The organism is Actinoallomurus vinaceus, assembly GCF_039542055.1.
In the GTDB taxonomy this organism is placed as follows: Bacteria; Actinomycetota; Actinomycetes; order Streptosporangiales; family Streptosporangiaceae; genus Actinoallomurus; species Actinoallomurus vinaceus.
The window spans coordinates 902,578-927,096 of sequence record NZ_BAABHK010000001.1 but is presented as its reverse complement, the minus strand read 5'-3'; the positions used below and the strand labels follow the sequence as shown (position 1 = coordinate 927,096).

Genomic DNA, 24,519 nt, shown 5'->3' with positions numbered 1-24,519 from the left:
GGCCCGCCGCCGTTCTGCGCGGTCAGTCCGTGACGTCACGGGCCACCGTGACGACGGCGATCGCGAGGGCGACGACCGTCCAGCCGGTGAGGAAGAGCGCGCCGGGGCCGGGACGCGGGCCGAAGGCCGCCAGTCCGCTGGTGAAGGGACCGTGGTAGCGCGCCGGCGGCGCCACCGCCTCGGCGATCGCGCCGATCGGGACGATGGCGAACGCCGTCGCCGCGTTGCGCAGGATCGCGCCGAGCGCCACGCCGAGCAGGCTCAGCAGGACCACCCCGCCGACGGTGACGGCGTACAGCCGCAGGAGGTCGCCGGGCTGGTGGGTGTGCATGGCGGCGCCGCCGTGCCGCCTGATGGCGGCGGCCAGCCAGACGGTCTGCGCGACCGAGGCCGCCACCGTGGCGACCATCGCCACGCAGGCGGCCTTGGCGGCCAGCACGCGGCGCCGCCCCGGCGTGGTCAGAAGGATGGGGACGATCGTCCGGAAACGGTGATCCTGGGCGGCCGCCACGACGCCCAGCAGCAGCATCGGGTATCCCGTCAGCTCTCCGGCCGACGGCCCGAGCCCGTGCCAGGCCGCTCCCGGGTCGCCCTGCGACCCGATCACGGCCACGAGGAACAGGTGGAGGGCGGCGACGGCGGACATCGTCAGCCACGGGCCCGGCGTCGTCCGCAGGGCGTACAGCTCGGACCGCAGCTGCCGGATCATCGCGGCTCCCGGTCTTCGGCGGTGCGGGTGAGACGGAAGAAGACCTCTTCGAGATCCGGGGCGTCCTCGCGCAGTTCGAACAGCGGTATCCGGTGTTCGGCGGACAGCAGGCCGATGTGCTCGGCCCAGCCCGGCGGGGCCTCCAGCCGGCCGGGCCCCGCCGGCCGCACCGTTGCACCGGCGGCGGCCAGCAGTCCGGCGAGCCGCTCCGCCTCGGGCGACCGCACGTGCACCCTGCCGGACGCCCGGCTCCGCAGGTCGTCGAGCGATCCGGCGGCGACCAGGCGACCTCCGGCGACGATGACCACCTGGTCGACGGTGTGCTGGACCTCCGCCAGCTGATGGCTGGACACCAGCACCGTACGTCCCTCTGCGGCCTGCGATCGGAGGAATCCGCGCAGCCAGTGGATCCCCTCCGGGTCGAGCCCGTTGGCCGGTTCGTCCAGGACGAGCACTCCCGGGTCGCCCAGCAGCGCCGCGGCCAGCGCCAGCCGCTGCCGCATCCCGAGCGAGAATCCCCCGGCGCGCCGGTCGGCCGCGTCCGTGAGGCCGACGAGGCCGAGGACCGCGTCGACCCGGCGGGCGCCGACGCCGACGCGTATACCGAGCATGCGCAGGTGGTGGCGTGCCGTGCGCCGGGGGTGCGCGGTCATCGTCTCCACCACCGCGCCGACCGCCCTGGCGGGGTCTGCCAGCTCGCGGTACGGCCTGCCGTACACCAGGGCGCGGCCGGACGTCGGCCTGACGAGGCCGAGGAGCATGCGGAGTGTCGTCGTCTTACCGGCCCCGTTCGGGCCGAGGAATCCGACGAGCGAGCCCTGCTCGACGGTGAAGCCCAGCCGGTCGACGACCGCCCGGTCGCCGTACCGCTTGGTGAGTCCCTCGATCGTGATCACCGGCATCGGTCAATAGATAACGGTTAGCTATAAGGATCGTCAAGTGGAATGCGGCGCCGGGCCGCCCGGGGGGATCTCACCCTCGGGCGGCCCGGCGTCAGGTGTCAGTCGTCGATCGCCTGGTAGAGCGTGGTCCAGAAGTCGTGGATGAGCCGCGCCGAATCCGGGACCGACATCCCGACCTGGGTGAGCAGGATTCCGGTGAGCTGCTTGTCCGGGTCCGCGTAGGTCGAGGTGCCGCTTCCGCCGTCCCAGCCGAATTGGCCGATGGACGCGTAGTCGCCGCGGTAGGTGCGCACCGCCATCCCCATGCCCCAGCCGCCGTGCTGCCCTTGGCCGAACGACACATGGACGTTGTCGGTGGCCATGGCGTTTCGGGCGGCGTTCTGCTCGGGCGTGAGGCGGTTGGTGGTCATCAGCTCGACGGCGGGCCGGGACAAGATTCGTTCGGTCCCGTGCATCCCGCCATTCAGCAGCATCCGGAAGTAGGCGTGGTAGTCATCGACGGTGGAGACCAGCCCGCCGCCACCGCCCGGGAACGCCGGCGGCCCGCTCCACCGTCCCCCCTTGGCCTCGTCCCACACGAGGAACTCTCCGGTCTGCGGGTCTGGGGCGTAGAGGGTCGGCAGCCGGTCGATCTCGTCGGCCGGCACGTGGAAACCGGTGTCCTTCATCCCCAGCGGGTCGAAGATGCGCTCGCGCAGGAACGTCTCGAACGACTGGCCCGTGACCCTGGCGACGAGCACGCCGAGCAGATCGTTGCTGATGTGGTACTGCCAGCGCTCTCCGGGCTGGTACATCAGCGGAAGCGCGCCAAGGCGGCGCATCCACTCATCCGGCTCGGGCATCGGCTCCGGCAGATCGGGCGTGAGCCCCTGCTCGAAGATCGCACCCATGATCGGAGTGCCCAGCGACGTCATATCCATGCCGAGCCCGAACGTGGAGGTCAGCAGGTCCCGTACGGTGATCGGCCGCCGCGCCGGCACGGTGTCGTCCAGCGGGCCGTCGATCCGCTTCAGCACCCGACGGTCGGCGAGTTCGGGCAGCCACGGCTCCACCAGGTCATCCAGCCGCAGCCGGCACTCGTCGAGCAGGACCATCGTCGCCGCGATCGCGACCGGCTTGGACGTCGAGGCCATCCGGAAGATCGTGTCCCGGCGCATCGGCGCGCCACCGTCATGACGCATCGTCCCGATCGCTTCGACGTGCGTCTCACCGCCCCGGTCGACCAGGGCGACGAGCCCGGGAATCCTCCCGGAATCGACATGCCGTGCCAGCACGTCACGCAGTCTGCGCAGCCCTGTCTCAGAAAAACCGCTGTTGCTCTTTCCCATCATGAATCTCCTTACGCACAGTGTTCGATCTTGCGATTACGGGACTTCTCAGAGGCTGCGGGCGGTGATGTCGCCGTGGGCAGTGGTGGCGTGGATGTCGAGCTGGGCGGCGCCTTCGGTGTTCTTGAGCGCGTTGTGGATCCGGCCGTGGGAGGTGCCGGCGTCCAGGGAGGCCGAGACGCCGGCGGCGGCGCCGACCGAGATCTCGCCGGCCTCGGTGCGCAGCGTGACCGTGCCGCGCACGGCTTCGGTGATGCGGATGTCGCCCTTTTGGGTGCTGATGTCGGCGGGACCGCCCAGGCGGCCGACCTCGACGTCACCGGCGGCGATGGTGAGGCGGACGCTCTCGGCCTCGTCGAGTTCGATCGAGCCGTGGGAGCCGTCGAAGGCGACGTCGCCGAACCGTCCGACGGCCTGGAATTCGGCGCTGGCCGCCTTCGCCTCGACGTGGGACCCGGCGGGCAGCTGGACGGTCACCTCGATGGATCCCGACGGGCCGAGGAGCTGGTTCTTCGCCGAGGCCCCGATCCGCAGAACGCCGTCGCCGTATTCGACCGTGGTCTGCTCGGCCACCTTCACGTCGCGGCTCTTGGAGGCGTCGGCGGGCAGGACCTCGACGGTGGTGTCGGCGCGGTCGGCGGCGATGAACCGGACGCGTCCGGCGGGGATGTCCAGGACGGCGGTGATCGGGGCGGGGGTGTCGAACTTCTGCATCGTGCGCTCCTTGCGACTCGTTGTTTCGAACACTGGAAACGCTACGTTGCATTCCAGTACTACGCAACAAGCTTGTTGCGCAAAATCATCATAGATGCAGGTAGAGGCTAGAAGATCGTTGCAACCGCTTCCAGCTCAACGCAACGATTGTCACTCTGATCTTTGCAATGGATTGAGAGTGAACGCTATCGTGGAGGCATCCGACGCCCGTCGCCCCCTGCCCCTACCGGGCGACCGAATGCGGTTCTGGAATCATGCGGTCATGACCTCGTCCACCGAGCACCGGGCCGTACGGCCGCCGGACGACGACGCGGACATCCCGGCGTTCTGGCGGTCGCTGGGCCTGCCCGGCCTCATCGACGTCCACACACACTTCATGCCGGACAACGTCCTGGCCAAGGTCTGGGCGTACTTCGACCGCTTCACCGAGGCCGGTCTGCCCTGGGAGGTCCGGTACCGCTACGACGAGGAGCGGCGGCTGCGCCTGCTGCGGGAGTTCGGCGTACGGCGGTTCACGGCGATGCTCTACCCGCATCGCCCCGCGATGGCCGTCTGGCTGAACGGCTGGGCGGCCGACTTCGCCGCGCGCACGCCCGACTGCCTCCACACCGCGACGTTCTTCCCCGAGCCGGCGGCGGGCGCGTACGTCGCCGAGGCGATCGACGCCGGGGCCCAGGTGTTCAAGGCGCACGTCCAGGTCGGCGGGTACGACCCCCGCGACCCGCTCCTGGACCCCGTCTGGGGGCTGCTGGCGGAGTCACGAACCCCGGTCGTCGTGCACTGCGGATCCGGCCCCGAACCCGGCCGCCACACCGGCCCGGCCGCCTTCGCCGAGGTCCTGGCCCGCCATCCCCGGCTGATCGCGATCGTCGCGCACATGGGCCTGCCGGAGTACGCGGAGTTCCTCGCCCTCGCCGAACGCCATCCGGAACTGCGCCTCGACACGACCATGGCGTTCACCGACTTCACCGAGAACCTGACCCCCTGGCCCGCCGAACTCACCTCCCGGCTCTCCGACCTGGGGGACCGGATCCTGCTCGGCACCGACTTCCCGAACATCCCGTACTCCTACGCCCACCAGCTCGCGGTGCTCACGCGGCTCGACCTCGGCGACGACTGGCTGCGCGCCGTCTGCCACGACAACGCCGCCCGGCTGTTCACCCGCTGAGCGTTCCGGGCCTCAGCGTGATCGTGTCGGCCTGACTGCGTACGCGCTTACGGAAAATCGGCGCCTGGCTCAGCATCGCGCGACCGGGGGCGTCTTATGTGTGGAGATCCCCCGAGCGATGAGGTGACGATGCGTACGAGCGACCCCCTGGAGGTCACGCCCGAAGACGCGATCAGCGACTTGTACCGGGCGAGCTCGCTTCGGCTGGCCCGCGCGGCCCTGCTGCTGGTCGGGGACCGGACCACCGCCGAAGACGTCGTGCAGGAGGCGTTCTACGGGTTGCAGCGTCGGTGGCTCCGCGACGGTCGCCCGCACGACCCGGCCGCGTATGTGCGGACGGCCGTGATGAATGGAGTTCATCGTGACCGCGGGCGACTCGATCGCTCATTTCGCCCGGCCCACGGACAAGGACGCGTCGTACACGCCAGTGCGTCCGGTGGTGCAGGACGCCGTCACCGGAAAGGTCCTCTACACGATCCCGCTCCCGCGGGGCGTGTGGTCGTCGTGGGGGCAGGTCGCGGCCGCACCGGACAACCGCACGTTCGTGATCGCCGGGCTCTCCCTTCCTGCCGGCGGCGAGTTCAGCTACTTCCGGGTGCACCTGAGCGAGGACAGGCGGCCGGATACGCGGCTCATCCCCGGGTTGACGGTGCCCGAGTCGGCCGAGTCGACGACCGTGACGCTCAGCCCGGACGGGCGTCGCCTCGCCTATCGCCTGAGCACCGGGGTCGGCGTCGCGGACATCGCCACCGGGCAGCGGCGAACCTGGACGATCAAGAACGGCGAAGCCCCGGAAACGACTCCGGAGGTATCGACGTGGACGGCACGGGACGGTTCGCGCTCTACGTCGGCGGCCACCGGATCGTTCGCGTCGATCTGAGAACGGGACAGCGCACGTCGTTCCCGGTGCCGCTTCCTGAGGACATGGGAAAGACCGACACCGTCGACTTCGCCTGGTGAGGCAGGTCCGGCGGCGGCGGTCGGCGCCGCCGCCGGACCTGCCGCGTCGGCGGTTCGTGGGGAGCGTCCCGGCGGGCGGCTGAAGGGTGGGCTCAGCGGCGCGTTGAGGGTGCCCGGGGGCTCAGCGGCTCCACCCGGTCGGCTGGGTCACCGGGCGCGCCTCGTCCGCCGGCAGTTCGACGGGACGCCCCTCGTACTGCGTCGACAGGACGACGTGGGTGTTCATCTCGCCGTGCTCGCCGAGGCGCTCGAGCAGCCCTTCCAGATGCCGCATGGACGCGACGCGGACCCGCAGCATCGAGCACCAGCTCCCGCTGAGCTTGTGCACCTCGGTGACCTCGGGGAAATCCTCGGCCGTCGTCGCCTTGAGCAGGCACCGGCCGAGCGCGCACCGCATCTGCACGAACGTCGTCAGCGGCAGCCCGGCCCGCGCGGCGTCGATCCGCGCCTGGTAGCCGGTGATCACGCCCGCCTCCTCCAGACGGCGGACACGCTCGGCGACGGCCGGCGGTGACAGGTGGACGATCTGCGCGAGCCGGTTGTACGAGAGCCGTCCGTCGCGCTGAAGCTCGGCGAGGATGTGCCAGTCCGTCTCATCCAGTGGTCTGTCCATTCGGAAACCCTGCACCGCGGATCTCCTTCCGAACAAGAGGGAGATCGGGCGGATCTCCGTTGATCGCCCGTTCAGTTCGAAGGTGCGGATTTCTAGCGTTGTCGCATGCGTACGACTCCTGTCGCGAACCCCCCAAATGTCACGGTGCGGCGCGGACGCGCCATGGCGGCCTTCTTCTCCGGCGCCGCCCTGATGAACGCGGCGATGGCGATGGCGAGCGCCGTGAGCACGATCGTGGCCGGCGACCGGCTCGGCATGCGCTGGGGCGCCGTGCCGAACACCGCCGGCGTCGTCGGAACGGGCGTCGGCGCGCTCGCCCTGACCTGGCTGACGGCACGCCGGGGCCGGCGGACCGGACTGGTCCTCGGGTACAGTGCGGCCGCGCTCGGGGCCTGCCTCGCGGTCGTCGCGGTGGCCGCCGGGGACGTCCTCGCCCTGACGATCGGCATGCTGGTGCTCGGCCTCGGCAACGCCGGAGCCCAGCTGTCCCGCTACGGCGCCGCCGAGCTGTACCCGACGCACCGGCGCGGGTACGCCATCGGCACGGTCATCTGGGCCGGCACGATCGGCGCGGTCGGCGGCCCACTGCTGCTCGACCCGTCGAGCGCCGCCGCGAGCCGGCTCGGCGCCCCAGCCATGGCCGGACCCTTCCTGGTCGCGGCCGTCGCCACGTCGGTCGCCGCGATCGCCGCCACCGGAGCCCCCTCGAACCGCGCACCGGCTGCCGCCTCCCCCATGCCGCTCCGCGACCTGGTGCGGACGCCCGCCGCCCGATCCGCGCTGGCGGTCATGGTCACAGCGCAGGTCGTCATGGTCGCCGTCATGACCGCCGCGCCGATGGACATGCACCAGCACGGCCACGGGCTGGGCGCGGTGGGCGTGACCCTGGCCATGCACACACTCGGCATGTTCGCGCTGTCGCCGCTGACGGGACGGCTCTTCGACCGCGCCGGCGCGCGGCCCGTCATGCTCGCCGGGCTGCTGTCCCTGGCGCTCGCCGCGCTGCTCGCGGCCGCCGTGCCCGGCGGCGACACCGCGCCGCTGGCCGGGGCCCTCTTCCTGCTCGGCTACGGGTGGAACCTGTGCTTCGTCGGCGGCAGCGGCCTGCTCGCCCGCGACCTGCCCGCCGCCGAGCGGGCCCGCGTCGAGGGCGCCGTCGACGCGGCGGTGTGGAGCATCGCCGCCGCCGCGAGTCTGGCGTCCACCCTCATCCTGTCCGCCGGCGGGTACCCGGCCCTGGCTGCCGGTTCCTGCGCGCTCGTGGCGGTGCCGCTGGTCCTGGTCCTGTTCGGCGGCGAGCGCCGCACCCCCGGCGGCGGAAGGCCGTTCGACTGGGCCCGGGACGACCGCTGACGTCGCCCACGCCGGTTATTCTGCGGGAAAAGTGAAGCTGTGCCGGAAACGTAGTTCGGTCGGGCCGCTGCGCGGACCCGACCGACCTTACGAATGTTCTAGGCTAGATCTCGCCAGGATCAATGGCAGAGGCTATTGTCATCGTAGCTGAAGAGTTTGTCGGGCGCCGGGCCGTATACGCTTCCCCAGACGTGCACGCAGGTCGGGGCGGAGAGCCACAGCGGTCCCGCGTAACTGTTGTAATTGCCGGCGTCGTGGTGTGCGGTCCCGCCGCCGCGAGGCTCGATATTGATGCTGTGGCCCCATCCGGCGGAGCCCTTTGTGCCGCTACTCACCGTGAAGTATACGCACTTGGAATTGTTCGGCGAGTCGAAGAGCTTTACGGTGCCTGCGAATGTGCCGTCTCCGGCATTGATGTTCTTCGACCAGTACTGGGTGTAGCCCGATCCGCAGATCGAGTCCGCCATCGCGGCGGGCGCGACGGCCACACCGACGCCCGCGATCGCACCGGTCGCGGCGACGGCCGCGACCATGCTCCTCGTTTTCATGAAGCCTCCTGAAGCGCGCAGCCGGATGAGGTATGCCCAGTGCACCCCTATCCGGCCTTGGCAAAATCAAGATACTGATGGCCGATATCCGCGTCAATGATCGGTTTAGGCGTCCGCACGCGGACGATGCACTTGCACGCAGCGCATTCCGCCACCGTTTCGCCACCGTTACGTCAGCGTCACATGAAGTGAATAGCGGCATGCCTTCCCGTTGGACCGGGGTGGTGCCGGAGGATGACCGGTCTGGCTCGATGCGCGCTCCCACGACCGCGTGGGCGCCGTTGCCGATGGCAGCGGACGCGAGGGCGTTCAGGGCCTCGCCGACGTTCCTCTCCGGCACCATTCCAGCCATCCGGCCACCACGCGCTGTTCAGCGGCCAGGGGCTGCTCCGTCGTGTAAAGCGGAATCGTTCGTTCCACGGGGGCATTGTGCTCCCCGAGTTCGAGGCCGTATGGGGGACGGTCAGCGGATGAATCCGATCTCGGGGTAGCGGGGTGAGGGACCGTCGAGTAGCCCGTCGTCCTTGCGGCGCAGCCAGCGGTCGAAGAAGGACGAGACGTAGGCGCGTTCCGCGATGATGGCGCGGGTGGGGTCGACCGTGCCGATGTCATCGGCGATGGTCTTATCGGGGACGCGACCGCGCAGCTGCGGGAGGATCGCCTCGGCGTCGGTGTACGAACCGTGCCGGGAGCCGCGCAGCGTCAGATCCGCCCGCCAGCCCCGGCCGTGCGCCCAGAACGACCTCCACGACGGCTCCGTCCGGTGGTCGCTGCCGCCCGGTCCGGCGCTTCCCATCAGCAGGAACGGCCGGTCGAGGCCGTGCTCGGCGACCGGCGCGAGCTCCGGATGGGCCGGATCGTCACCGAACCCGAGCGTGCCGTCCAGGTCGACGCCTGCTCTGATCCGCGAGTCCTCGTACATCGCCTGCGCCGCGGTGAAGCCCCCGCCCGAGGCGCCGAGCATGCCGATCCGCCGCAGGTCCAACACCGCCGCGAGGTTCCGGGGAGGCCGGCGGTGATCGGCGTCCGGATCGCTCCCCGCGTGGAGGGCCCGCAGCGCGTCGAGCACGAACCGCGTGTCGGCGACCCGCGCGGCGACGACCTGCTTCTGAAGCCGAACCAGTGTGCCGTCGCGCTTGGCCTCGGCGAGACGTTCCGGCAGCACCGTACGGGCGATCCGGTGGCTCGGGAACTCCACCGCCGACGCCTCGTAGGTGTGGTCGATGGCGACGACGACGTACCCGGCCGAGGCGAGCTGCTCGGCCAGCGCGATGTTCCAGGTGCGCGGGTCGGCGACGCCGGGCGAGTACAGGACGACCGGCCGCGGCCCCCGTACGGCCGGGGCGTCCACGTACGCGTGGGTGCGCGTCGCCGCCCAGTCCACGGTGCCCGGCTCGACGCCGTAGTTCGCGCGACCCGCGAACGTGTCGAACCCCTGTGCGTCCCCGGGCGCCAGCTGCGGCGCGACCGGACGGCCGGTGACCCGGGAGGCGGGGTAGAACACGCTGACCATCAGCTCACGGCGCTCGGCCGGCCGCCACGGGTCAGGCCGTGACCGGTCGACGAGATGCAGCGACGTGGTACCCACCGCGTACGGCCCCGTGGGCGCGGGCAGCCGGACCTTCACCGCGCTCGCCGCCACGGACCGCGGCGTCGCCGGTGCGGGAGCCGGCCGAGGCTCGGCGGCCGACGTCCCGTGCACGGCGGACAGGAACCTGGTCCCGGCCGCCGGCGTCGCGTGGACGGGAACGAGCGACAGCAGCGCGGCCGCGGCCCCCACCGAGATCATCTTTCGCATGCCACCGACTATGTACGGCGGGACCGCGCATCGGCATCCCGCTCAGGAACCACCTCGCCGTACCTCTGAGGTATCCCTCTGCGCCCCACCGCCGTCAGACTCCGGGCTGCTCTGCGGGAAAGTCATCCGGGAAGCGCGCGGCGGCCACCTCCACCGGGATGCAGCCGTGGGCGTGATACCAGGTCCCGGCGCCGTGGAGGACCGGCTCGGGCCCGTCGTCGGTCGTGAAGGTGAAGTCGATGCGCTCCTCCCGCGAACAGGTACGCAGCCCGCACTGGCCCGGTATCGGAGGCAGCGGCTCCCACGCGCAGCCGACCGCCGCCAGCGCGTCGACGACCTGCGCGTAGGTCACCTCCGCCGGCAGAACCACGGCGCGGCCGTCCCCCGTGGGCAGCTCCAGGCTCCCCCGCCAGGTCGGCACCGTGATCGACGCCACGATGCGGCACCGGCACACGACGAACTCCACATCACCGTAGGCGTACAGGTGCGGCCACCGCCGCGACTTGTCCACCCGTCCGACGTCCCACGGCATGCCGTAGACGGCGACGAGTTCCCGCAGATCCGCACCCGTCGAGAGCAGCCCCACCCGACCGGTGGCACCGAACTCCGCCAGGATCTCCAACACGTCCATACGCGTCCGCTTCGTCCCTCACGGGATTGATTCCAGGGGTGTGGGTTGTGATGGGCAAGGGCATGTGAAGCTCGTACGGTCGCGGTCCGGCGACGGCAGGTCATCGCCGGACCCCGGGCACCTCGTATCAGTGGTGTCTACTGAGGCGAGAAATTTGTCATCTCCGTAGAAACGCCTGACAGCACGCCCTCGGCCCGCCCGCGCGATTCGCCCGAATCGCGCAAGCTTCCCCCGGGACGCCCCGACATCGTCACAAGCCGGTCCACGATCCCAGACTTCTCAAGCGCGCGAACGATACCGCCCCGGGGAGCTCTCGCCTGACCGCGCGTCCACGCCGACGGTCCAGCGTGCACCCTGACGCGGTGACGGCCAGGGCCACGACTGCGCCCTGATGACCGCCTGCGTCAGTTCCTCGGGAAAGACTTTCACCACCGATGGCCGCATCGTTGAGTTCGCCCGAGGCGTCCACGCCGCCGCACGGTTCACATGGTCGTACACCTTCAAGATCCCCGACTGAGGAGCATCGGTTGCCTGCTGACGTGTCTTTGCCCGACGCGCTCCGTGCTGACGTTCAAATTCTGTGGGACTACCACAACTTGCAGCACACGCTCCGCCGATGCGACGTGGCCATCGGATTGGGCAGTCACGACCTGGGCGTAGCGACCTTCACCGCCGACCTCTTCCACCAGGGCATGTTTCCGTTCATCGTGTTCACCGGCGCCAACGCTCCGACGACAGTAGAACGCTTCCCACGGGGAGAAGCAGTCCACTATCGAGAACATGCCATCAAACTTGGCGTTCCAGATGAGGTTATCCACCTCGAAACGAACGCCACCAATACCGGCCAGAACATCGAACTGACGAGGAGGCTGCTCGCCGAGAAGGGTATCGAGGTCAAATCCGCCATCCTGGTCTCCCGCCCATATCAGCAACGCCGCGCCTATGCGACGGCAAGAAAGCTGTGGCCCGAACTCGAGGTCATCTGCGCTTCGCGACCGCTGCCGCTCGATGAATACCTCGAAAGCATCGGCGATGTCGACCGAGTGATCAACATGCTCGTGGGCGACACTCAGCGTGTCATCGAATACCCCAAGCGAGGTTTCGCTATTCCCCAGGAGATGCCCGCCGACGTAAAAGCCGCGTACATTTGCCTGGTCAACGCAGGTTTCACGAGCAGACTCGTCCAGTCAACATAAGGCGTCCAACTGAAACTCAGTACGGCTGCCAATCTCTTCTGTCTGATCCGGCGCGGAGAGCAGAGATCCGCTTGCGCGCCTCGGCGGCCGCCCGCTCGTCGTCGCCGGCCTTCTGGCTCAACCAGGTGACCATAAGGAACTCTCGGATATCACGCAGAATCGCGTACCCCGACCACTCCATGACGTCAAAGCCGTAAGTCTTAGCGAAAGCGTCGTACTCTTGTCGCGTATGCCAGCCGAAGCTGTCGTAGTAGAGCGCCGTGACCACCAGGTCCCACTCGCGGGGACCGATCGCAAAGCCGTCGAGGTCGATCAGGACAGGATCTCCGGCATCGTCATGGATCACATTGCCAACGCTGGCATCGCCGTGAATAACCCCGGGAGTCAAAGCGAACTCGAGGTCTGCATAGCCGGCCCGAAGCTCGCCCAACCGGCCGCGGAGGAAGTTCCGATCTTCTGAGCCGAACCAGTTGTTGCCGTCGATCCGCAGCTCGGCGCGGGCGAACGGCTGGAGTGACGGGAGCTCGAGCGAAGTCGGTGGCTCCATCCGGTGCAACCAGACAAGGAGGGACGCGACCTCGGCCGTCGAGCCGTACGACTCCTTGTCCGAGACCACGTCCCAGAAGGTCACCACCCTGTCATCGACAACGATCGGCTGATCGATGGCCAGCGCCCGTACGGCCGGATATCCCTGCCCTTGCAACCAGCGGGCCACCGCCACCTCTTTGCGCGCGTCCGGCTCATAGGCCGCAGTGCGCGCGATCCGAGCGATGATCCGATCCGACAGGCGGTAGACCGCGTTCTCACCGATTCGCAGGAGTTGCGCTCCCGCGACGTCGATTCCCGCCACCGTGCCCGCGCGGTTCAACGTACGCAGAGTGTCCGCAGCGGCGAAGCGCTGTGCGCCTCTGCCCCCGGCAGGCTCCGCAGCATCGTTGGAGATCACGCCTTGCACGCTACCCACACCATGCGACGGCGCGAGGACCGAGGGTTCGGTGCTACGCGCCGTCGCAGGGCAGACCCGCCGTGCGGCGGGATCGGTCAGGCGATGATGTCGGCGAGGCGGTCGGCCTGGTCGGGGTCTCGGCCGTGGCAGTAGAGCATGACCTCGTCCGCGCCCAGGTCGGCGAACTGGGCGATCGCGTCGCGGATCTGGTCGGCCGTGGTGAGCATGCCGTCGACCATGTGTGCGGGGTTGCCGGTGAACGCGTAGTAGGCGCCGATGGACGTCCGGGCGTCCTCGATCACCTTGGGTGGGCCGACGGCGACGTTGGCCTGGGCGACGATGCGCGGCGAGCCGTCGCGGCCGTGGTCAGCCCACGCCCTCCGTACGGTGTCGATGAGGCCGCCGGCCCAGGACGGCGGGGCGGCGGCCAGGAAGCCGTCGCCCCAGCGGGCGACGCGTTCGAGTGCGGCCGGCTGGAAGCCGCCGAACAGTACCTGCGGGCCGCCGGGACGGGCTGGCGCGGGTCCGATCGGGCCGGCTTCGTCGCTGTACGGCTCGCCGGCCCACACCCGGCGCATGACGGCCATCTGCTCGTCGAGCCGCCGGCCTCGGGTGCGCAGGTCGGTGCCCGAGGCGGCGTGGTCGTCGGCGCGGCCGCCGACGCCGAGGCCGAGGACGAGGCGGCCGCCGGACATGCGGTCGAGGGTGGCGGCCTGCTTGGCCAGCAGGACGGGGTCGCGCAGAGGTGCGATGAGCACCTCGGTCTGTACCCGGACGCGGGCGGTCGCGCCGGCGATCACGCCCAGGGTGACGAGCGGTTCGGGGTTGTCGTAGACCAGTCGGTCGAGCAGCCCGAGGGTGGTGAAGGGGCCGGCGTCGGCGCGCCGCGCCCAGTCGAGTAGGGCTACGGGGTCGGTGATGGGCAGGCCAAGGCCGATGTCCATGAGAATCTCTCCGTGCAGGGACGAATTCGCGGTGCCGCCCCTCCATCACCTCGTAGACCCGAGGCGGGACTCCCGTTCTGCGGCTGTGTTTCCAGGGAGTGCCGGTTCAGAGTGGTACTGATCTTAGCGGTTCTCCTGCCACCGCCGCACGGCCGTTTGCACGGCCTCTTCGTCTTCAAGGCCATGGGCACCGGATGCGCCTGCGGCACCGAGGATCAGCTCACCGTCGGTGACCAGGACACCGCCGGCCCGCGGGACGAAATCGCCGCCGTAGAGGTGCTGGATGCTGTCGACGATCCCCCCGGGCAGGTCGATCGCGCCGGAGGGCTTCAGTGCGAGCAGCGCGGTGCGCGCCTTGGCCACGGCGATTCGACTGGTCATCGGCATGCCGCCATCGTCTCGCCGCAGGACGATCACTTCTCCGGCAACGTCGACAACGGCCACCGCGAGCGGGGGGAAACCTCGCTCCGCGCGGACCGCCAACGCGGCGTGCACCAACCAATCCGCGTCGGCCAACGTCAACCCAGGAATGCGCGGAGTATCAGACATGAACCTGAAATTAGGACCAAGATCGTCTCCGATGCAACCCGACTCACCCGGCCGGTCGGCCGCGCGCTGGCCGTCGGACGCCGTACATCAATGTCGAGCCAGCGGCGATTCCCCGCGGTGACCTGCGGTGCAGCGTGACGGCTGACGCGGCGGGGGAGAACAAGACTGTTTCTCGGCGATCTTGGGAGGCACTCTGGGGTCCGGACCGGCGAACCCCCTCACGAAAAAAGAACTACCCTGGTTGCCGAATTGTCTTCAAAAGTTGGTCACCACGGTAATTCTTAGTGTCATTTTACCAAAGAGAGGCGCAATTGTCCAACAGCGAGATCGAGCGTGAACAGGAATACGTCTCGACGCTTTATCGGCGGGTCGATGAGCTGCGGGAACAGGCGTCGGAGCGGCTGGCCGGGGCGCTGCGGGAGAACGGCGGGACCAGGCAGGCGCGCCTCGAGCGGGAGGCGGCGGTCGCCCGGTACGCCGACCGGGTGGCGAGGTTCGACGCGGCCGAGAACGGCCTGTGCTTCGGCCGGCTCGATCTGTGCGACGGCGGGCGGCACTACATCGGCCGGATCGGCGTCTTCGACGACTCCGACGACGGCGATCCACTGCTGATCGACTGGCGGGCCCCGGCCGCGCGCCCGTTCTACGTGGCCACGGCCGCGGCGCCGGAGGGCGTACGGCGCCGCCGCCACATCACCACGCGCGACCGCAGGATCGTGAACCTGGACGACGAGGTTCTGGACAGCGAGGCCCTGAACGACGACGCCGGCAAGGAGGGGCTGATCGGCGAGGCCGCGCTGCTCGTGGCGGTCAACGCCGGGCGCACGGGCCGGATGCGGGACATCGTCGAGACCCTGCAGGCCGAGCAGGACGAGATCATCCGCTCCGGCCATCGGGGGGTCCTGGTGGTGCAGGGCGGACCCGGGACCGGGAAGACCGCCGTCGCGCTGCACCGCGCGGCGTACCTCCTGTACACGCACCGGCACCTGACGGAGCGCGGCGTCCTGGTGGTGGGCCCGAACGCCACCTTCCTGCGGTACATCGGCCAGGTGCTGCCCGGCCTGGGCGAGACGAATGTGGTGCTGTCGACGGTCGGCGGGCTCTTCCCCGGGGTCCTGGCGCGACGCGCCGAACCGCCGGCGACCGCGGAGATCAAGGGCAGGGCGGTGATGGCCGAGGTGGTGGCCGCGGCCGTACGGGACCGGCAGGCCGCTCCCGGCGGTCCGGTCGAGATCCCGTACGGCGACGAGACGCTGCGGCTCGAGGAAGAGGACTACCGGCGCGCCGCGGAGACGGCGCTGAGCGGACCGGTGCTGCACAACCAGGCGCGGCGGATCTTCGTCCGCGAGATCCTGGACGTCCTCACCCGGCAGGTCGCCGAGCGGCTCGAGTCCGTCGTCCTCGACGACAGCGGGGAGCCGCTCGACGGCGATGGGCGGGGCACGCTCGGCGCGGCGGACGTGAAGGCCCTGCTCGCCGCCGGATATCCCGAGGAACTGCTCGGCACCGACCCCTTCGCCGACACCGCCGGGGAGCCACGGCCGCTGCTCGACGAGGCCGACCTCGGGGAGCTGCGCCGGGAGCTCGCCGCCGGTCCGGGCGTACGGGCCGCGCTGAACGAGCTGTGGCCGACCTTGACGCCGCAGCGACTGCTGGAGGACCTGTTCGCCGATCCGCGACGGCTCGCCTCGGCCGCGCCCGGCCTCACCGAGGCGGAGCGCGGGCTGCTGCTGCGCGAACCCGGCGGCTGGACCCCGGCGGACGTACCGCTGCTGGACGAGGCGGCCGAACTGCTGGGCGAGGACGACCGGGAGGCCACCGCGCAGGCGGCCGCCCGGGCGCGGGCGGCGGCCGAGCGCCGCGAGGAGATCGCCTACGCGCGGGGCGTGCTGGACATCTCGGTCGGCTCCCGGTCCAGCGACCTGGAGGAAGGCGAGGAATCGGAGATCCTCACCGCCGCCGACCTGCTGGGCGCGGAGGAGCTGGCCGAACGGCAGGAGGTCGTGACCCACCGCACCGTGGCCGAGCGGGCCGCCGCCGACCGCGCCTGGGCGTTCGGGCACGTGATCGTGGACGAGGCGCAGGAACTGTCGGAGATGGCCTGGCGGCTGCTCATGCGACGCTGCCCGACCCGCTCGATGACCATCGTGGGCGACGTGGCCCAGACCGGCGACGCGGCCGGCACCTCCTCGTGGAGCCGGGTGCTCCGGCCCCTCGTCGGCGACCGGTGGCGCCTGGCACAGCTGACCGTCAACTACCGCACCCCGACCGAGATCATGGCTGCCGCCGCCGACCTGCTCGCCACCCTCGACCCCGCTCTGGAGCCGCCCCGCTCGGTACGGGAGACGGGCGTGCCGCCCTGGCGCCTCACCACCGGCCCGGCCGACCTCCCGCAGATCCTGGCCGAGCGCACGGCTCGGGAGACGGCCTCCCTGGGTGAGGGACGCATGGCCGTGATCGTCCCGGACGCCCGCCTCACGGAACTGGCCGCCGCCGTCGCCACCGCCGTCCCCGGCGCGGCCTATGGCGCCGATCCCGATCTGGAGCGCCGCGTCGTGGTGCTGACCGTCCGCCAGGCCAAGGGCCTGGAGTTCGACTCGGTCCTCATCGCCGACCCCGCCGCGATCCTGGCCGCCTCCCCGCGCGGCCGGAACGACCTGTACGTCGCCCTCACCCGCGCCACTCAGCGCCTCGGCGTCCTCCACCCGGGTCCGCCGCCTGTCGAGGTCGCCCGGATGACCCCGACGGCCTGAGCCGCGCGAACGCCCCTTCCACCGCCTCAGATCGCGTGATCACGCCGGAGAAGGCACCTCCGGCGTGATCAGGCGGTCTCCGTCCTCCCGGTCAGCCGGAGCACGAACGTCGCACCGCGCCCCGGCTCGCTGCGCACGGTGGCGGACCCACCGTGCGCCTCGGCGAGATGCCGGACGATGGCCAGCCCCAGGCCGCTACCGCCGGTCTGCCGGCTGCGCGACTTCTCGGCCCGCCAGAACCGGTCGAAGACGTACGGCAGGTGCTCGGGTGCGATGCCCGGCCCGGTGTCGGCCACCTCGATGAGCACGTCGCCGCCGTCGGCGTACGCGCGCAGCGTCACCCGCCCGCCGGCCGGTGTGTAGCGGATCGCGTTGGAGATCAGGTTGCCGACCGCCTGCCGCAGCCGTGCCGGGTCGGCGTCCAGCGGCAGCGACCCTCGTACCTCGGTGGTCAGCGTCAGGCCGGCGGCCGCCGCCGCGGCGCGGTGGACGGTGGCGATCTGCTTGACCAGATCGACGGCGTCGACCGGCTCGGGGTGCAGCCGCAGCCTGCCCGCGTCGGCGAGCGTGATCTGCTGCAGGTCGTCGACGATGTGCCGCAACAGCGTGGCCTCCTCGACCAGCGAGGCGGTCAGCGCCGGGTCCAGCTCGGCGACGCCGTCCTGCGCGGCCTCCAGCCAGCCGAGGATATTGGCCAGCGGGGTGCGCAGCTCGTGCGATACGTCGCTGACCATGGCCTTGCGTTGCCGCTCCATGCGGTCGAGGTGCTCGGACATCTCGTTGAAGGCGGCGCCCAGCTCACCGACCTCGCCCTTGGCGCGCACCCTGACCCGCGCCGAGCCGTCGCCGGCGCGCATCCGCCGGGCCGCCGCGGTCACCGCCCGTACCGGCCGTACCAGCCGGGTGGCGACCAGGACGCTGATGGCCACCGCCAGCCCGAGGATCACCGCGGTGACCCCCGCGATGCCGTACGGGTCGATTCGGGGCGTCCGATCCTCCGGCGAGCCGATGTAGAGCAGCGCGGCCGGCGCGACGTACGGCTTCAGCTGGGTGCGGCGCGCGCCGGCCAGGCACTCCGCGGCCGAAGCGGGCGCCGTCGGCTTGCCGGTCTCGTCCAGCCCCACGTCGACCCGTCTGTGCATACACGTCGTGACCAGGGCGGCGAGCTGCTTGAGCGCGCGTTTCTCGGTGGCGGTCGGCCCGGGCGTACGCGACGCACGCGGCATACCCGACGGATCCACCGCGCACGTCGACGGGCCGGTCAGCGTGCCGACGCGTGGTCGCTGGGGGTCGGCGCCCGTCGTCCGGGCGGACTGGCCGTCGTCGCGGATGTACGGGCGGCCGCCGGGGCCGACGACGACCGTTCCGGGTCGCAGCCCCCGCCTGAGCCCGCAGGCCGCCTGCGCGTCGACCTCCTTGCGCAGCCGTACGCGTTCGGAGTCCGGCAGCCGGAACGGCCCGACCGCGCGCGCGTCGATCCGGTCGGTGGCCGCGCCGGGCACCAGCGAGACGTCGACGGCGAGCGGGTCGACGACGGCCGAGGCACGGGCGGGCAGTGGCGGCCGGCCGGTCGCCGAGTCGGCGATCCGGGTACCGCCCTCGGTGGCCAGCGCGATTCGCCGATCGTTCCGGCGGGCCAGGTCGCGCACGGTGTCCTCGACGCCGTCCCACCGCGGGTGGCTCGCCGCGTAGCCGAGCAAGGCGTCGTTGATGCGGGCGTCGCTGGCGAGCGTCTGGCCCTGCTGATGCCGGATCTCGCCGGACGTGCTGCGCGCGGCCAGCCACGCGGTCGCCACGATCGAGCAGACCGCGATCAGCACCGTGCTGGCGACCAGCCGGACGAGCAGGCTATGGCGCACGGTCGTCGACCAGCTTGTATCCGACGCCGTACACGGTGCGAAGGCGGACCGGCCGCCGTGGCTGCGGCTCGATCTTCTTTCGCAGGTTCTTCACGTGCACGTCGACCGTGCGCTCGGTGATGAAGCGGTCGAAACCGTGCAGGTGCTCCAGCAGCTGCGCCCGGGTGAACACCCGCTCCGGTCGCGCGGCCAGCGCCTCCAGGATGCGGAACTCCGCGGGCGTGCACTCGACCTCGCGCCCGTCCGCGAGGACGGTGTGCCGCTCGGGGTCCACCGTGATGCCGCCCACCCGGTACACCTGCTCGCCGCTCCCCCGCCCGGCGCGCCGCAGCAGCGTACGGACCCGGGCCATCAGCTCGCGCGGGCTGTACGGCTTGGTGACGTAGTCGTCGGCGCCGAGGTCGAGGCCGAGCAGCAGGTCGTCCTCTGTCGAGCGGGCCGTCAGCATCAGCACCGGCACTTCGGACTCGGCGCGCAGTACACGGCACACGTCCAGCCCGTCGACGCCCGGCATCATCACGTCCAGCAGCACGAGGTCGGGGCGGTGCGCACGGGCCTCGTCGATCGCGGCTCGCCCGTCGTGGACGACGAGCACCGTGTGTCCCTCGCGCTGGAGGTAGCGGCGCAGCAGTTCCGCCTGTTTCACATCGTCCTCCGCGATCAGGACATTCGCGCACATAGCCGCCGAGCGTACGAGACCCGAGACCGGCACCACGGGATCATCACAGCGGCCACACGGGTTCTTCACATTCCTCGGCCAGCATCTCCCGGCATGCGCCACCTCAGGACGTACACCGGCGCCCTGCTCGCCGCCGGCCTGATCGTCGGGTCGGCCGGCTGCGGCTCGGCGGATGACGGCAGAACGGGCGGCGGCCCGGCCAAGGCGAACCGCCTGGCGGCCGCCGCCGAGACACGGCAACCGCGGCAGCAGGGCGGCGCGGAGATAGCGACCGTCCGCGGCCGCCAGATCGCCGTGCACAGGCAGAAGGGCGACGGCGCGGTCTGGAAGACGCTGTCCAGCCCCAACGAGATGGGCGCCACCCGGGTCTTCCTCGTCGACGGCAGGGACGGCGACTGGCTCAAGGTGCTGCTGCCGATCCGGCCCAACGGCAGCACCGGCTGGGTCAAGGCGTCCGACGTCACGCTGTCGTCGACGACCCTCCGGGTGGAGATCGACGCGAAGGCGTTCACGTTCACCGTCTTCGACGGCGACAAGGTGCTGCGCACCGGAAAGGTCGCCACCGGCGAGGGTGGCACCCCCACCCCGGCCGGCCGCTTCTACTTCACCGAGCTGGTCAAACCGCCGAATCCGCACAGCGCCTACGGGGCGTACGCCTTCGGGCTGAGCGGCTTCTCGCCCACGCTGAAGAAGTTCGCCGGCGGCCCCGGACAGCTCGCCGTCCACGGCACGAACGAGGAATCGGCGCTGGGCGGCAAGGCCAGCCACGGCTGCGTGCGGGTCAGCAACGACGACATCACCTGGATGGCCAACAACCTGACGATCGGCACACCCGTCGTCGTCGAGCAATGAAACAACCACCGAGAGGAACACCGATGCGCGTGAAGTCCCTGATCACGGCCGTCGTGCTGGGCGTCGGCCTGGCCGGCACCGGACTGGCCGCCGCCGAGGCCACCACCACGCCCAAGCCGCCGTCGCACAGCAACCCGGTGTCGCACCGCGACCCGTCGGACAAGGCAGGCAAGGACCCGTCGGACAAGGCGGGCCAAGACCCCAAGACGGGCAGACCGCGACTGGGTGTCGACAAGAGGGGGTGCCCGATCAGGGCCGGCGGTTGCCTCCACAGGGACCCGAACTACACCGGCTGATCTCTGAACCGCAGGCCCGCACGTCTCCCGTCGTGCGGGCCTGCCGTATGCCCGAGGCCGCGGGTCCTCCGAGCGGGACGCGCGATCGGCGCATTTCTGTCATGCGGCCTGCACCGCGGGCTTGAGGGTGTCCTCGCACCACTGCCGGAACGTGGTGGGGGTGTCGATCGCGTGCTGCGGCGTACGGGCGACGCCGTCGTCCAGGCCGTTGTCCTTGGCGGCCATCATGTCCAGCATGCTCTGGACCATGGCATCGGACGTCCCGGAACCGGTGAGCCGATCCTTGATCGCCTGGCCGGGGATCCGCTGGTACTTCACCGGGGTTCCGAGGACCTCGGAGATGACGGCGGCCATGTCGTTGTAGGACAGGTCCTCGGGGCCGAGCACCGGGACCTCTTCCTGACCGGTCCAGGTGGTGTCGAGCAGCAGGCGGGCGGCGACGGCGGCGATGTCGCGGGTGGCGACGGTGGGCCGTTTGATATCGGGGGAAACGGCGTCGAAGAAGACGCCCTGCTCTTTGATCACGCGGACCTGCCGGAACACGTTGTCCATGAACGTGGACGCGGCCAGAGCGCGGAACGCCACGCCGGTGCCGGCGATCAGGTCGTCCATGGCCAGCGAGGCGGTCACGTGCCCGGCCCGGCCGGCGTACGGGGTGCCGCGGCCCAGGGCGCTGACGTCCACGACGCGCTTGACGCCCTGGCTGCGCATCGCCTCGGCCGCGGGACGCGTGAAGCCGACGTAGGCCTCATCGGCGCCGGCGGCCTGGCGGTCGGGCGGCAGCAGCCAGAACACGGCGTCCGCGCCGTCGAAGGCGCGTATGACGACCTGTGGATCGCCGTGCGAGCCTTGGATGACCTCGACCCGGTCACGGACGTCGGTGGACAGCCTGGCCGGGTCGCGCACGATGACGCGAACCGGCTGGTCGCCGGCGAGGACCGTGTCGAGAACCTTGTGTCCGATGTTTCCCGTAGGAGCGGTGATGACGATCACGAGTGCCCTCCAGAGGTGCGGGATGAGGATCTCTGCACAAGTAAACTCTACCGTACCGTTTACTTTTGGAGTAGCAAGCCGATGAGGCAGGAAGGCGAACCGCGACAGCGGCGTGGTGAGGAGTTGCGCCGCCACATCCTGTTCGTGGCCAAGGACGTGTTCCTCGAGACGGGTTACGAACGGGCGTCGATGGACACCGTCGCGGCACGCGCCGGGACGTCCAAGCGGTCCCTGTACGCCCACTTCGAGAGCAAGGACAAGCTGTTCCTCGCGGTCATGGACCTCGTCCGCGAGCTGTACCTGGCCCGGCTGAGGACCCCCGACGCGTACGCCGAGGACCCCGCGGAGGCGGTGACGCTGTTCTGCGGGCGGTTCCTGCAGCTGATGGCCTGGGAGCCGCAGGTACGGACCTGCCGGCTGAGCATCGCCGAAGCCGAACGGCTGCCCGGCAGCTCGAACGCGTACTTCGACGCCATATTCGCCGGCACCTACGAGCGGCTGAGCGTCTACCTCGCCGAGCGGTACGCGATGGACCACGTGGCCGGCGCGGCGCTCGCGGAGGACCTGCTCAACCGGACCGTGCTGCCGCGACTGTTCCGCACGCTGCTCAACGTCGAGGAGGTGCTCAAGGACGCGCCCGAGGAGATCGCCCTGGCCGAGCACGTCGACCTGAACGCGATCCGCCGGCTGGTCTCGACGGCCCTGCCCGGCTGAGCGGCGCCGCGAACGCCATCGGCGACCCGGCGAGATAGCCATCCGGGCCCTGGGCTGTACGACTTGCCGGATTTGCTTGAGTGAGCTAATTTTTGCTCATGCGAGCAAGAACGTTCACCGAGTCGGGCAGACGCGCCCAGATCGTGACGGCGGCGATCGAGGTGATCGCCGAGGTCGGCTACGCCAAGGCGTCATTCAGCCGCATCGCGAAGCACGCGGGCCTGTCGAGCACCGGCATGATCAGCTACCACTTCGCAGGCAAGGACGACCTGCTCGCGGCGTGCGTCGCCGAGATCGAGCAGATCACCGGGGCGTACATGCAGCCGCAGATCGACGCGGCCGAGGGCCACATCGCACAGCTGCGCGCCTACATCGAGTCGAACGTCGCACTCGTCGGCGAGCACCCCGCCCCCGTACGGGCGCTGATCGACATCGTGAAGAACTCCGGCTCCCAGAGCGCGGCCGTCAACGCACGTCTCGCCATGGTCGAGGAGCACTTCCGCGCCGGACAGGCGGCCGGAGTCTTCCGCCCCTTCGACACGCGGACCATGGCGATCGCCCTCATCAGTGGCCTCGACGCCGTCGTCGTCACCACGGCCACCGCCGTACCCGAACCCAACGAGCTCGCCCGCATCGGCCGCGAGCTCGCCGAACTGGCCGTGCGGGCGACCGCAGCCGATCCCGAGGGGGGATCCGCATGATGATCGACGAGAAGCCCGCGCCCGACGCGGGCCTGCGCCGGGTGATCCGCGACAACGTGATGACCGTCTTGTTCGAAGTGGTCGTGCCGATGGCGCTGTTCTACGGCCTGCGCGGCGCGGGCGTGAGCCAGTGGTGGGCGCTGATGGCCGGCGTCCTGGTGGCCACGCCGTACGTGGTGTGGACCATCGTGCGCAACCGCCGGGTCGACCTCATCGCCCTGGTCACGTTGAGCGTCCTGGTGCTCTCCGTCGTGCTCGGCCTGCTGTCGGACGACCCGCGCACCCTCGCGATCCGTGAGGGGTGGACCGCCGCGCTGGGCGGCCTGTTCGGCGCGTGGATGCTGGTCACGGTCGTCATCGGCAGGCCCGCCCAGCTGACGTTCGGCCGCGCGATCGCCGAGATCAAGCGCGGCGCCGAAGGCGCGGCCGCGTGGGCGGCCCGCTGGGACACCGACGCCCGGTTCCGGCGCGGGCTGCGCATCGACACGGCCGTCTGGGGCGCCGTACTGCTGGCCCACGCGGTGGCACACGTCGTACTCGTCTACACGCTGCCGATCGACCTCATCTCCCTGGTCACCACCTTGGTGTGGTTCGGCATGCTGGCCTGCCTGATCGCCTGGCACGTCTGGTACATCCGCAAGGCCGACCTCGAAGCCTGACGTCCTGGCGGCGGTCACCGGGTCGTCGTACTCAACGCCTCACTGGCCCACGCGACCGTCGATGCACTCCCGCAGCAGATCCGCGTGGCCGCAGTGCCGGGCGTACTCCTCGATCCGGTGCACCAGCAACTCCCGGACGGCGATGGCGTCCTTCCCCAGACGCACGCTCAGATCCGGGTACTCGGCCAGCAGGGCATCGGTGGCCGCCTGCTCACGGGCCAGGTCGGCGTACGCGGCGTCGACCACCGCCTGTTCGGCGACCGCTCCATCGAAGTCGGCGTCGCCCGCGCCGTACAGCTTCGGTGGGGGGTCGCCGGGCAGGATCCAGCCACGCCAGCCCCGCTCCACCTCGGCGAGGTGCCGGAGCAGGCCGAGCAGCGACATGGTCGACGGCGGCACCGACCGACGGGCCAGCTGTTCCGCGCCCAGACCCTCGCATTTCATCAGCAGGGTCAGTCTGTAGTTCGTCAGGTAGTCCTGCAGCGTCGCCAGCTCGCCTTCCGGACTGGCTCCGGTGTTGTCGCGGGGATCCTCGTCCGGGTCTGCCCACATGTCCGGGTAGACGGTCGCCTGAGTCCACCGCTGGGGTTGGTCGCTCACTCTGGCCATGTTGGTTCTCGGGCACCCGGCTCGCCAGCGAATTTCCGCAGCTCC

Annotated in this window: 25 protein-coding genes and 1 pseudogene; 11 read left to right on the top strand and 15 right to left on the bottom strand. The window is 70.5% G+C overall.

The features are described 5' to 3' along the window. Nucleotides 1-22 precede the first annotated feature (22 nt). The 4 genes from ABEA24_RS04170 to ABEA24_RS04155 form a co-directional block, all read right to left on the bottom strand. Entirely contained in the window at nt 23-709 is a 687-nt protein-coding gene (locus tag ABEA24_RS04170; RefSeq protein ID WP_345429265.1) for a hypothetical protein, read from the bottom strand. Beyond that, nucleotides 706-1,611, bottom strand: a complete 906-nt coding sequence (locus ABEA24_RS04165; protein WP_345429264.1) for an ABC transporter ATP-binding protein — start codon at nt 1,609-1,611, stop codon at nt 706-708. The genes ABEA24_RS04170 and ABEA24_RS04165 overlap by 4 nt, the downstream gene beginning before the upstream one ends. Nucleotides 1,612-1,709: 98 nt before the next feature. Further along, entirely contained in the window at nt 1,710-2,885 is a 1,176-nt protein-coding gene (locus ABEA24_RS04160) for a serine hydrolase domain-containing protein (RefSeq protein ID WP_345429263.1), read from the bottom strand. 102 nt (nt 2,886-2,987) lie between these two features. Next, nucleotides 2,988-3,653, bottom strand: coding sequence for a DUF4097 family beta strand repeat-containing protein (locus ABEA24_RS04155; RefSeq protein ID WP_345429262.1), 666 nt, complete (start codon nt 3,651-3,653; stop codon nt 2,988-2,990). A 262-nt stretch (nt 3,654-3,915) separates the two neighbouring features. Here ABEA24_RS04155 and ABEA24_RS04150 point away from each other — a divergent pair, with 262 nt between their 5' ends. The 3 genes and pseudogenes from ABEA24_RS04150 to ABEA24_RS04145 all read left to right on the top strand — a co-directional run bounded on the left by ABEA24_RS04150 (nt 3,916) and on the right by ABEA24_RS04145 (nt 5,701). Beyond that, nucleotides 3,916-4,821 carry an amidohydrolase family protein gene (locus tag ABEA24_RS04150; RefSeq protein WP_345429261.1) on the top strand — a complete coding sequence of 302 codons (906 nt, stop codon included), beginning with the start codon at nt 3,916-3,918 and terminating at the stop codon, nt 4,819-4,821. Between the two features lie 96 nt (nt 4,822-4,917). Then, nucleotides 4,918-5,130, top strand: a pseudogene (locus tag ABEA24_RS53430) (SigE family RNA polymerase sigma factor); the annotation flags it as partial. Nucleotides 5,131-5,182: 52 nt separating this feature from the next. Continuing rightward, nucleotides 5,183-5,701: a hypothetical protein gene (locus ABEA24_RS04145; protein ID WP_345429260.1), complete on the top strand. Its 519-nt coding sequence runs from the start codon at nt 5,183-5,185 to the stop codon at nt 5,699-5,701. Nucleotides 5,702-5,902: 201 nt separating this feature from the next. On the opposite strand, the gene ABEA24_RS04140 is transcribed toward ABEA24_RS04145, so the two are convergent. Then, the gene (locus ABEA24_RS04140) at nt 5,903-6,394 is read right to left on the bottom strand and encodes an Lrp/AsnC family transcriptional regulator (RefSeq protein ID WP_345429259.1); all 492 of its coding nucleotides are present in this window, start codon (nt 6,392-6,394) and stop codon (nt 5,903-5,905) included. Between the two features lie 105 nt (nt 6,395-6,499). Between ABEA24_RS04140 and ABEA24_RS04135 the strand changes: the two genes are divergently transcribed. Next, entirely contained in the window at nt 6,500-7,747 is a 1,248-nt protein-coding gene (locus ABEA24_RS04135) for an MFS transporter (RefSeq protein ID WP_345429258.1), read from the top strand. Nucleotides 7,748-7,866: 119 nt separating this feature from the next. Here the strand turns inward: ABEA24_RS04135 and ABEA24_RS04130 are convergent, their stop codons facing one another. From ABEA24_RS04130 to ABEA24_RS04120, 3 genes are all read right to left on the bottom strand, one after another. After that, complete coding sequence (locus tag ABEA24_RS04130; RefSeq protein WP_345429257.1) at nt 7,867-8,295, bottom strand: hypothetical protein; 429 nt, start codon at nt 8,293-8,295, stop codon at nt 7,867-7,869. A 463-nt stretch (nt 8,296-8,758) separates the two neighbouring features. Beyond that, on the bottom strand, nt 8,759-10,093 hold the full coding sequence (locus ABEA24_RS04125; RefSeq protein WP_345429256.1) for an alpha/beta hydrolase family protein: 1,335 nt from the start codon (nt 10,091-10,093) through the stop codon (nt 8,759-8,761). A gap of 94 nt (nt 10,094-10,187) precedes the next feature. Next, the gene (locus ABEA24_RS04120) at nt 10,188-10,724 is read right to left on the bottom strand and encodes a hypothetical protein (protein ID WP_345429255.1); all 537 of its coding nucleotides are present in this window, start codon (nt 10,722-10,724) and stop codon (nt 10,188-10,190) included. 527 nt (nt 10,725-11,251) lie between these two features. Here ABEA24_RS04120 and ABEA24_RS04115 point away from each other — a divergent pair. Beyond that, nucleotides 11,252-11,920, top strand: coding sequence for a YdcF family protein (locus tag ABEA24_RS04115; protein WP_345429254.1), 669 nt, complete (start codon nt 11,252-11,254; stop codon nt 11,918-11,920). Nucleotides 11,921-11,936: 16 nt separating this feature from the next. Here the strand turns inward: ABEA24_RS04115 and ABEA24_RS04110 are convergent, their stop codons facing one another. From ABEA24_RS04110 to ABEA24_RS04100, 3 genes are all read right to left on the bottom strand, one after another. After that, nucleotides 11,937-12,866: a phosphotransferase family protein gene (locus tag ABEA24_RS04110; RefSeq protein ID WP_345429253.1), complete on the bottom strand. Its 930-nt coding sequence runs from the start codon at nt 12,864-12,866 to the stop codon at nt 11,937-11,939. 95 nt (nt 12,867-12,961) lie between these two features. Then, nucleotides 12,962-13,810, bottom strand: coding sequence for an LLM class flavin-dependent oxidoreductase (locus tag ABEA24_RS04105; protein ID WP_345429252.1), 849 nt, complete (start codon nt 13,808-13,810; stop codon nt 12,962-12,964). A gap of 123 nt (nt 13,811-13,933) precedes the next feature. Further along, nucleotides 13,934-14,359: a GlcG/HbpS family heme-binding protein gene (locus tag ABEA24_RS04100; protein WP_345429251.1), complete on the bottom strand. Its 426-nt coding sequence runs from the start codon at nt 14,357-14,359 to the stop codon at nt 13,934-13,936. 311 nt (nt 14,360-14,670) lie between these two features. On the opposite strand from ABEA24_RS04100, the gene ABEA24_RS04095 reads away from it, so the two are divergent. Then, nucleotides 14,671-17,112, top strand: a complete 2,442-nt coding sequence (locus ABEA24_RS04095; RefSeq protein ID WP_345429250.1) for a HelD family protein — start codon at nt 14,671-14,673, stop codon at nt 17,110-17,112. 68 nt (nt 17,113-17,180) lie between these two features. Here the strand turns inward: ABEA24_RS04095 and ABEA24_RS04090 are convergent, their stop codons facing one another. Together ABEA24_RS04090 and ABEA24_RS04085 are read right to left on the bottom strand one after the other, a co-directional pair. Further along, nucleotides 17,181-18,971, bottom strand: a complete 1,791-nt coding sequence (locus ABEA24_RS04090; protein ID WP_345429249.1) for a sensor histidine kinase — start codon at nt 18,969-18,971, stop codon at nt 17,181-17,183. Continuing rightward, on the bottom strand, nt 18,961-19,650 hold the full coding sequence (locus ABEA24_RS04085) for a response regulator transcription factor (protein WP_345429248.1): 690 nt from the start codon (nt 19,648-19,650) through the stop codon (nt 18,961-18,963). The genes ABEA24_RS04090 and ABEA24_RS04085 overlap by 11 nt, the downstream gene beginning before the upstream one ends. A 93-nt stretch (nt 19,651-19,743) precedes the next feature. On the opposite strand from ABEA24_RS04085, the gene ABEA24_RS04080 reads away from it, so the two are divergent. Together ABEA24_RS04080 and ABEA24_RS04075 are read left to right on the top strand one after the other, a co-directional pair. Then, a complete protein-coding gene (locus ABEA24_RS04080; RefSeq protein WP_345429247.1) occupies nt 19,744-20,502 on the top strand; it encodes a L,D-transpeptidase in 759 nt (252 codons plus the stop codon). Between the two features lie 23 nt (nt 20,503-20,525). Continuing rightward, the gene (locus ABEA24_RS04075; RefSeq protein ID WP_345429246.1) at nt 20,526-20,798 is read left to right on the top strand and encodes a hypothetical protein; all 273 of its coding nucleotides are present in this window, start codon (nt 20,526-20,528) and stop codon (nt 20,796-20,798) included. 99 nt (nt 20,799-20,897) lie between these two features. On the opposite strand, the gene ABEA24_RS04070 is transcribed toward ABEA24_RS04075, so the two are convergent. After that, the gene (locus ABEA24_RS04070) at nt 20,898-21,791 is read right to left on the bottom strand and encodes an NAD(P)H-binding protein (RefSeq protein ID WP_345429245.1); all 894 of its coding nucleotides are present in this window, start codon (nt 21,789-21,791) and stop codon (nt 20,898-20,900) included. 81 nt (nt 21,792-21,872) lie between these two features. Here ABEA24_RS04070 and ABEA24_RS04065 point away from each other — a divergent pair, with 81 nt between their 5' ends. The 3 genes from ABEA24_RS04065 to ABEA24_RS04055 all read left to right on the top strand — a co-directional run bounded on the left by ABEA24_RS04065 (nt 21,873) and on the right by ABEA24_RS04055 (nt 23,865). Further along, nucleotides 21,873-22,505, top strand: coding sequence for a TetR/AcrR family transcriptional regulator (locus ABEA24_RS04065; protein ID WP_345429244.1), 633 nt, complete (start codon nt 21,873-21,875; stop codon nt 22,503-22,505). A 98-nt stretch (nt 22,506-22,603) separates the two neighbouring features. Then, the gene (locus ABEA24_RS04060; RefSeq protein WP_345429243.1) at nt 22,604-23,206 is read left to right on the top strand and encodes a TetR/AcrR family transcriptional regulator; all 603 of its coding nucleotides are present in this window, start codon (nt 22,604-22,606) and stop codon (nt 23,204-23,206) included. Continuing rightward, nucleotides 23,203-23,865: a VC0807 family protein gene (locus ABEA24_RS04055; RefSeq protein WP_345429242.1), complete on the top strand. Its 663-nt coding sequence runs from the start codon at nt 23,203-23,205 to the stop codon at nt 23,863-23,865. The genes ABEA24_RS04060 and ABEA24_RS04055 overlap by 4 nt, the downstream gene beginning before the upstream one ends. Nucleotides 23,866-23,904: 39 nt before the next feature. On the opposite strand, the gene ABEA24_RS04050 is transcribed toward ABEA24_RS04055, so the two are convergent. Then, the gene (locus ABEA24_RS04050; RefSeq protein WP_345429241.1) at nt 23,905-24,465 is read right to left on the bottom strand and encodes a DinB family protein; all 561 of its coding nucleotides are present in this window, start codon (nt 24,463-24,465) and stop codon (nt 23,905-23,907) included. Nucleotides 24,466-24,519 lie beyond the last annotated feature (54 nt).

Excerpts from the sequence above, each read along its gene's own strand:
- ABEA24_RS04170 (WP_345429265.1), bottom strand. The coding sequence starts at position 709 with ATGATCCGGCAGCTGCGGTCCGAGCTGTACGCCCTGCGGACGACGCCG.
- ABEA24_RS04165 (WP_345429264.1), bottom strand. The coding sequence starts at position 1,611 with ATGCCGGTGATCACGATCGAGGGACTCACCAAGCGGTACGGCGACCGG.
- ABEA24_RS04155 (WP_345429262.1), bottom strand. The coding sequence starts at position 3,653 with ATGCAGAAGTTCGACACCCCCGCCCCGATCACCGCCGTCCTGGACATC.
- ABEA24_RS04150 (WP_345429261.1), top strand. The coding sequence starts at position 3,916 with ATGACCTCGTCCACCGAGCACCGGGCCGTACGGCCGCCGGACGACGAC.
- ABEA24_RS04140 (WP_345429259.1), bottom strand. The coding sequence starts at position 6,394 with ATGGACAGACCACTGGATGAGACGGACTGGCACATCCTCGCCGAGCTT.
- ABEA24_RS04135 (WP_345429258.1), top strand. The coding sequence starts at position 6,500 with ATGCGTACGACTCCTGTCGCGAACCCCCCAAATGTCACGGTGCGGCGC.
- ABEA24_RS04130 (WP_345429257.1), bottom strand. The coding sequence starts at position 8,295 with ATGAAAACGAGGAGCATGGTCGCGGCCGTCGCCGCGACCGGTGCGATC.
- ABEA24_RS04125 (WP_345429256.1), bottom strand. The coding sequence starts at position 10,093 with ATGCGAAAGATGATCTCGGTGGGGGCCGCGGCCGCGCTGCTGTCGCTC.
- ABEA24_RS04120 (WP_345429255.1), bottom strand. The coding sequence starts at position 10,724 with ATGGACGTGTTGGAGATCCTGGCGGAGTTCGGTGCCACCGGTCGGGTG.
- ABEA24_RS04105 (WP_345429252.1), bottom strand. The coding sequence starts at position 13,810 with ATGGACATCGGCCTTGGCCTGCCCATCACCGACCCCGTAGCCCTACTC.
- ABEA24_RS04100 (WP_345429251.1), bottom strand. The coding sequence starts at position 14,359 with ATGTCTGATACTCCGCGCATTCCTGGGTTGACGTTGGCCGACGCGGAT.
- ABEA24_RS04085 (WP_345429248.1), bottom strand. The coding sequence starts at position 19,650 with ATGTGCGCGAATGTCCTGATCGCGGAGGACGATGTGAAACAGGCGGAA.
- ABEA24_RS04080 (WP_345429247.1), top strand. The coding sequence starts at position 19,744 with ATGCGCCACCTCAGGACGTACACCGGCGCCCTGCTCGCCGCCGGCCTG.
- ABEA24_RS04075 (WP_345429246.1), top strand. The coding sequence starts at position 20,526 with ATGCGCGTGAAGTCCCTGATCACGGCCGTCGTGCTGGGCGTCGGCCTG.
- ABEA24_RS04065 (WP_345429244.1), top strand. The coding sequence starts at position 21,873 with ATGAGGCAGGAAGGCGAACCGCGACAGCGGCGTGGTGAGGAGTTGCGC.
- ABEA24_RS04060 (WP_345429243.1), top strand. The coding sequence starts at position 22,604 with ATGCGAGCAAGAACGTTCACCGAGTCGGGCAGACGCGCCCAGATCGTG.
- ABEA24_RS04055 (WP_345429242.1), top strand. The coding sequence starts at position 23,203 with ATGATGATCGACGAGAAGCCCGCGCCCGACGCGGGCCTGCGCCGGGTG.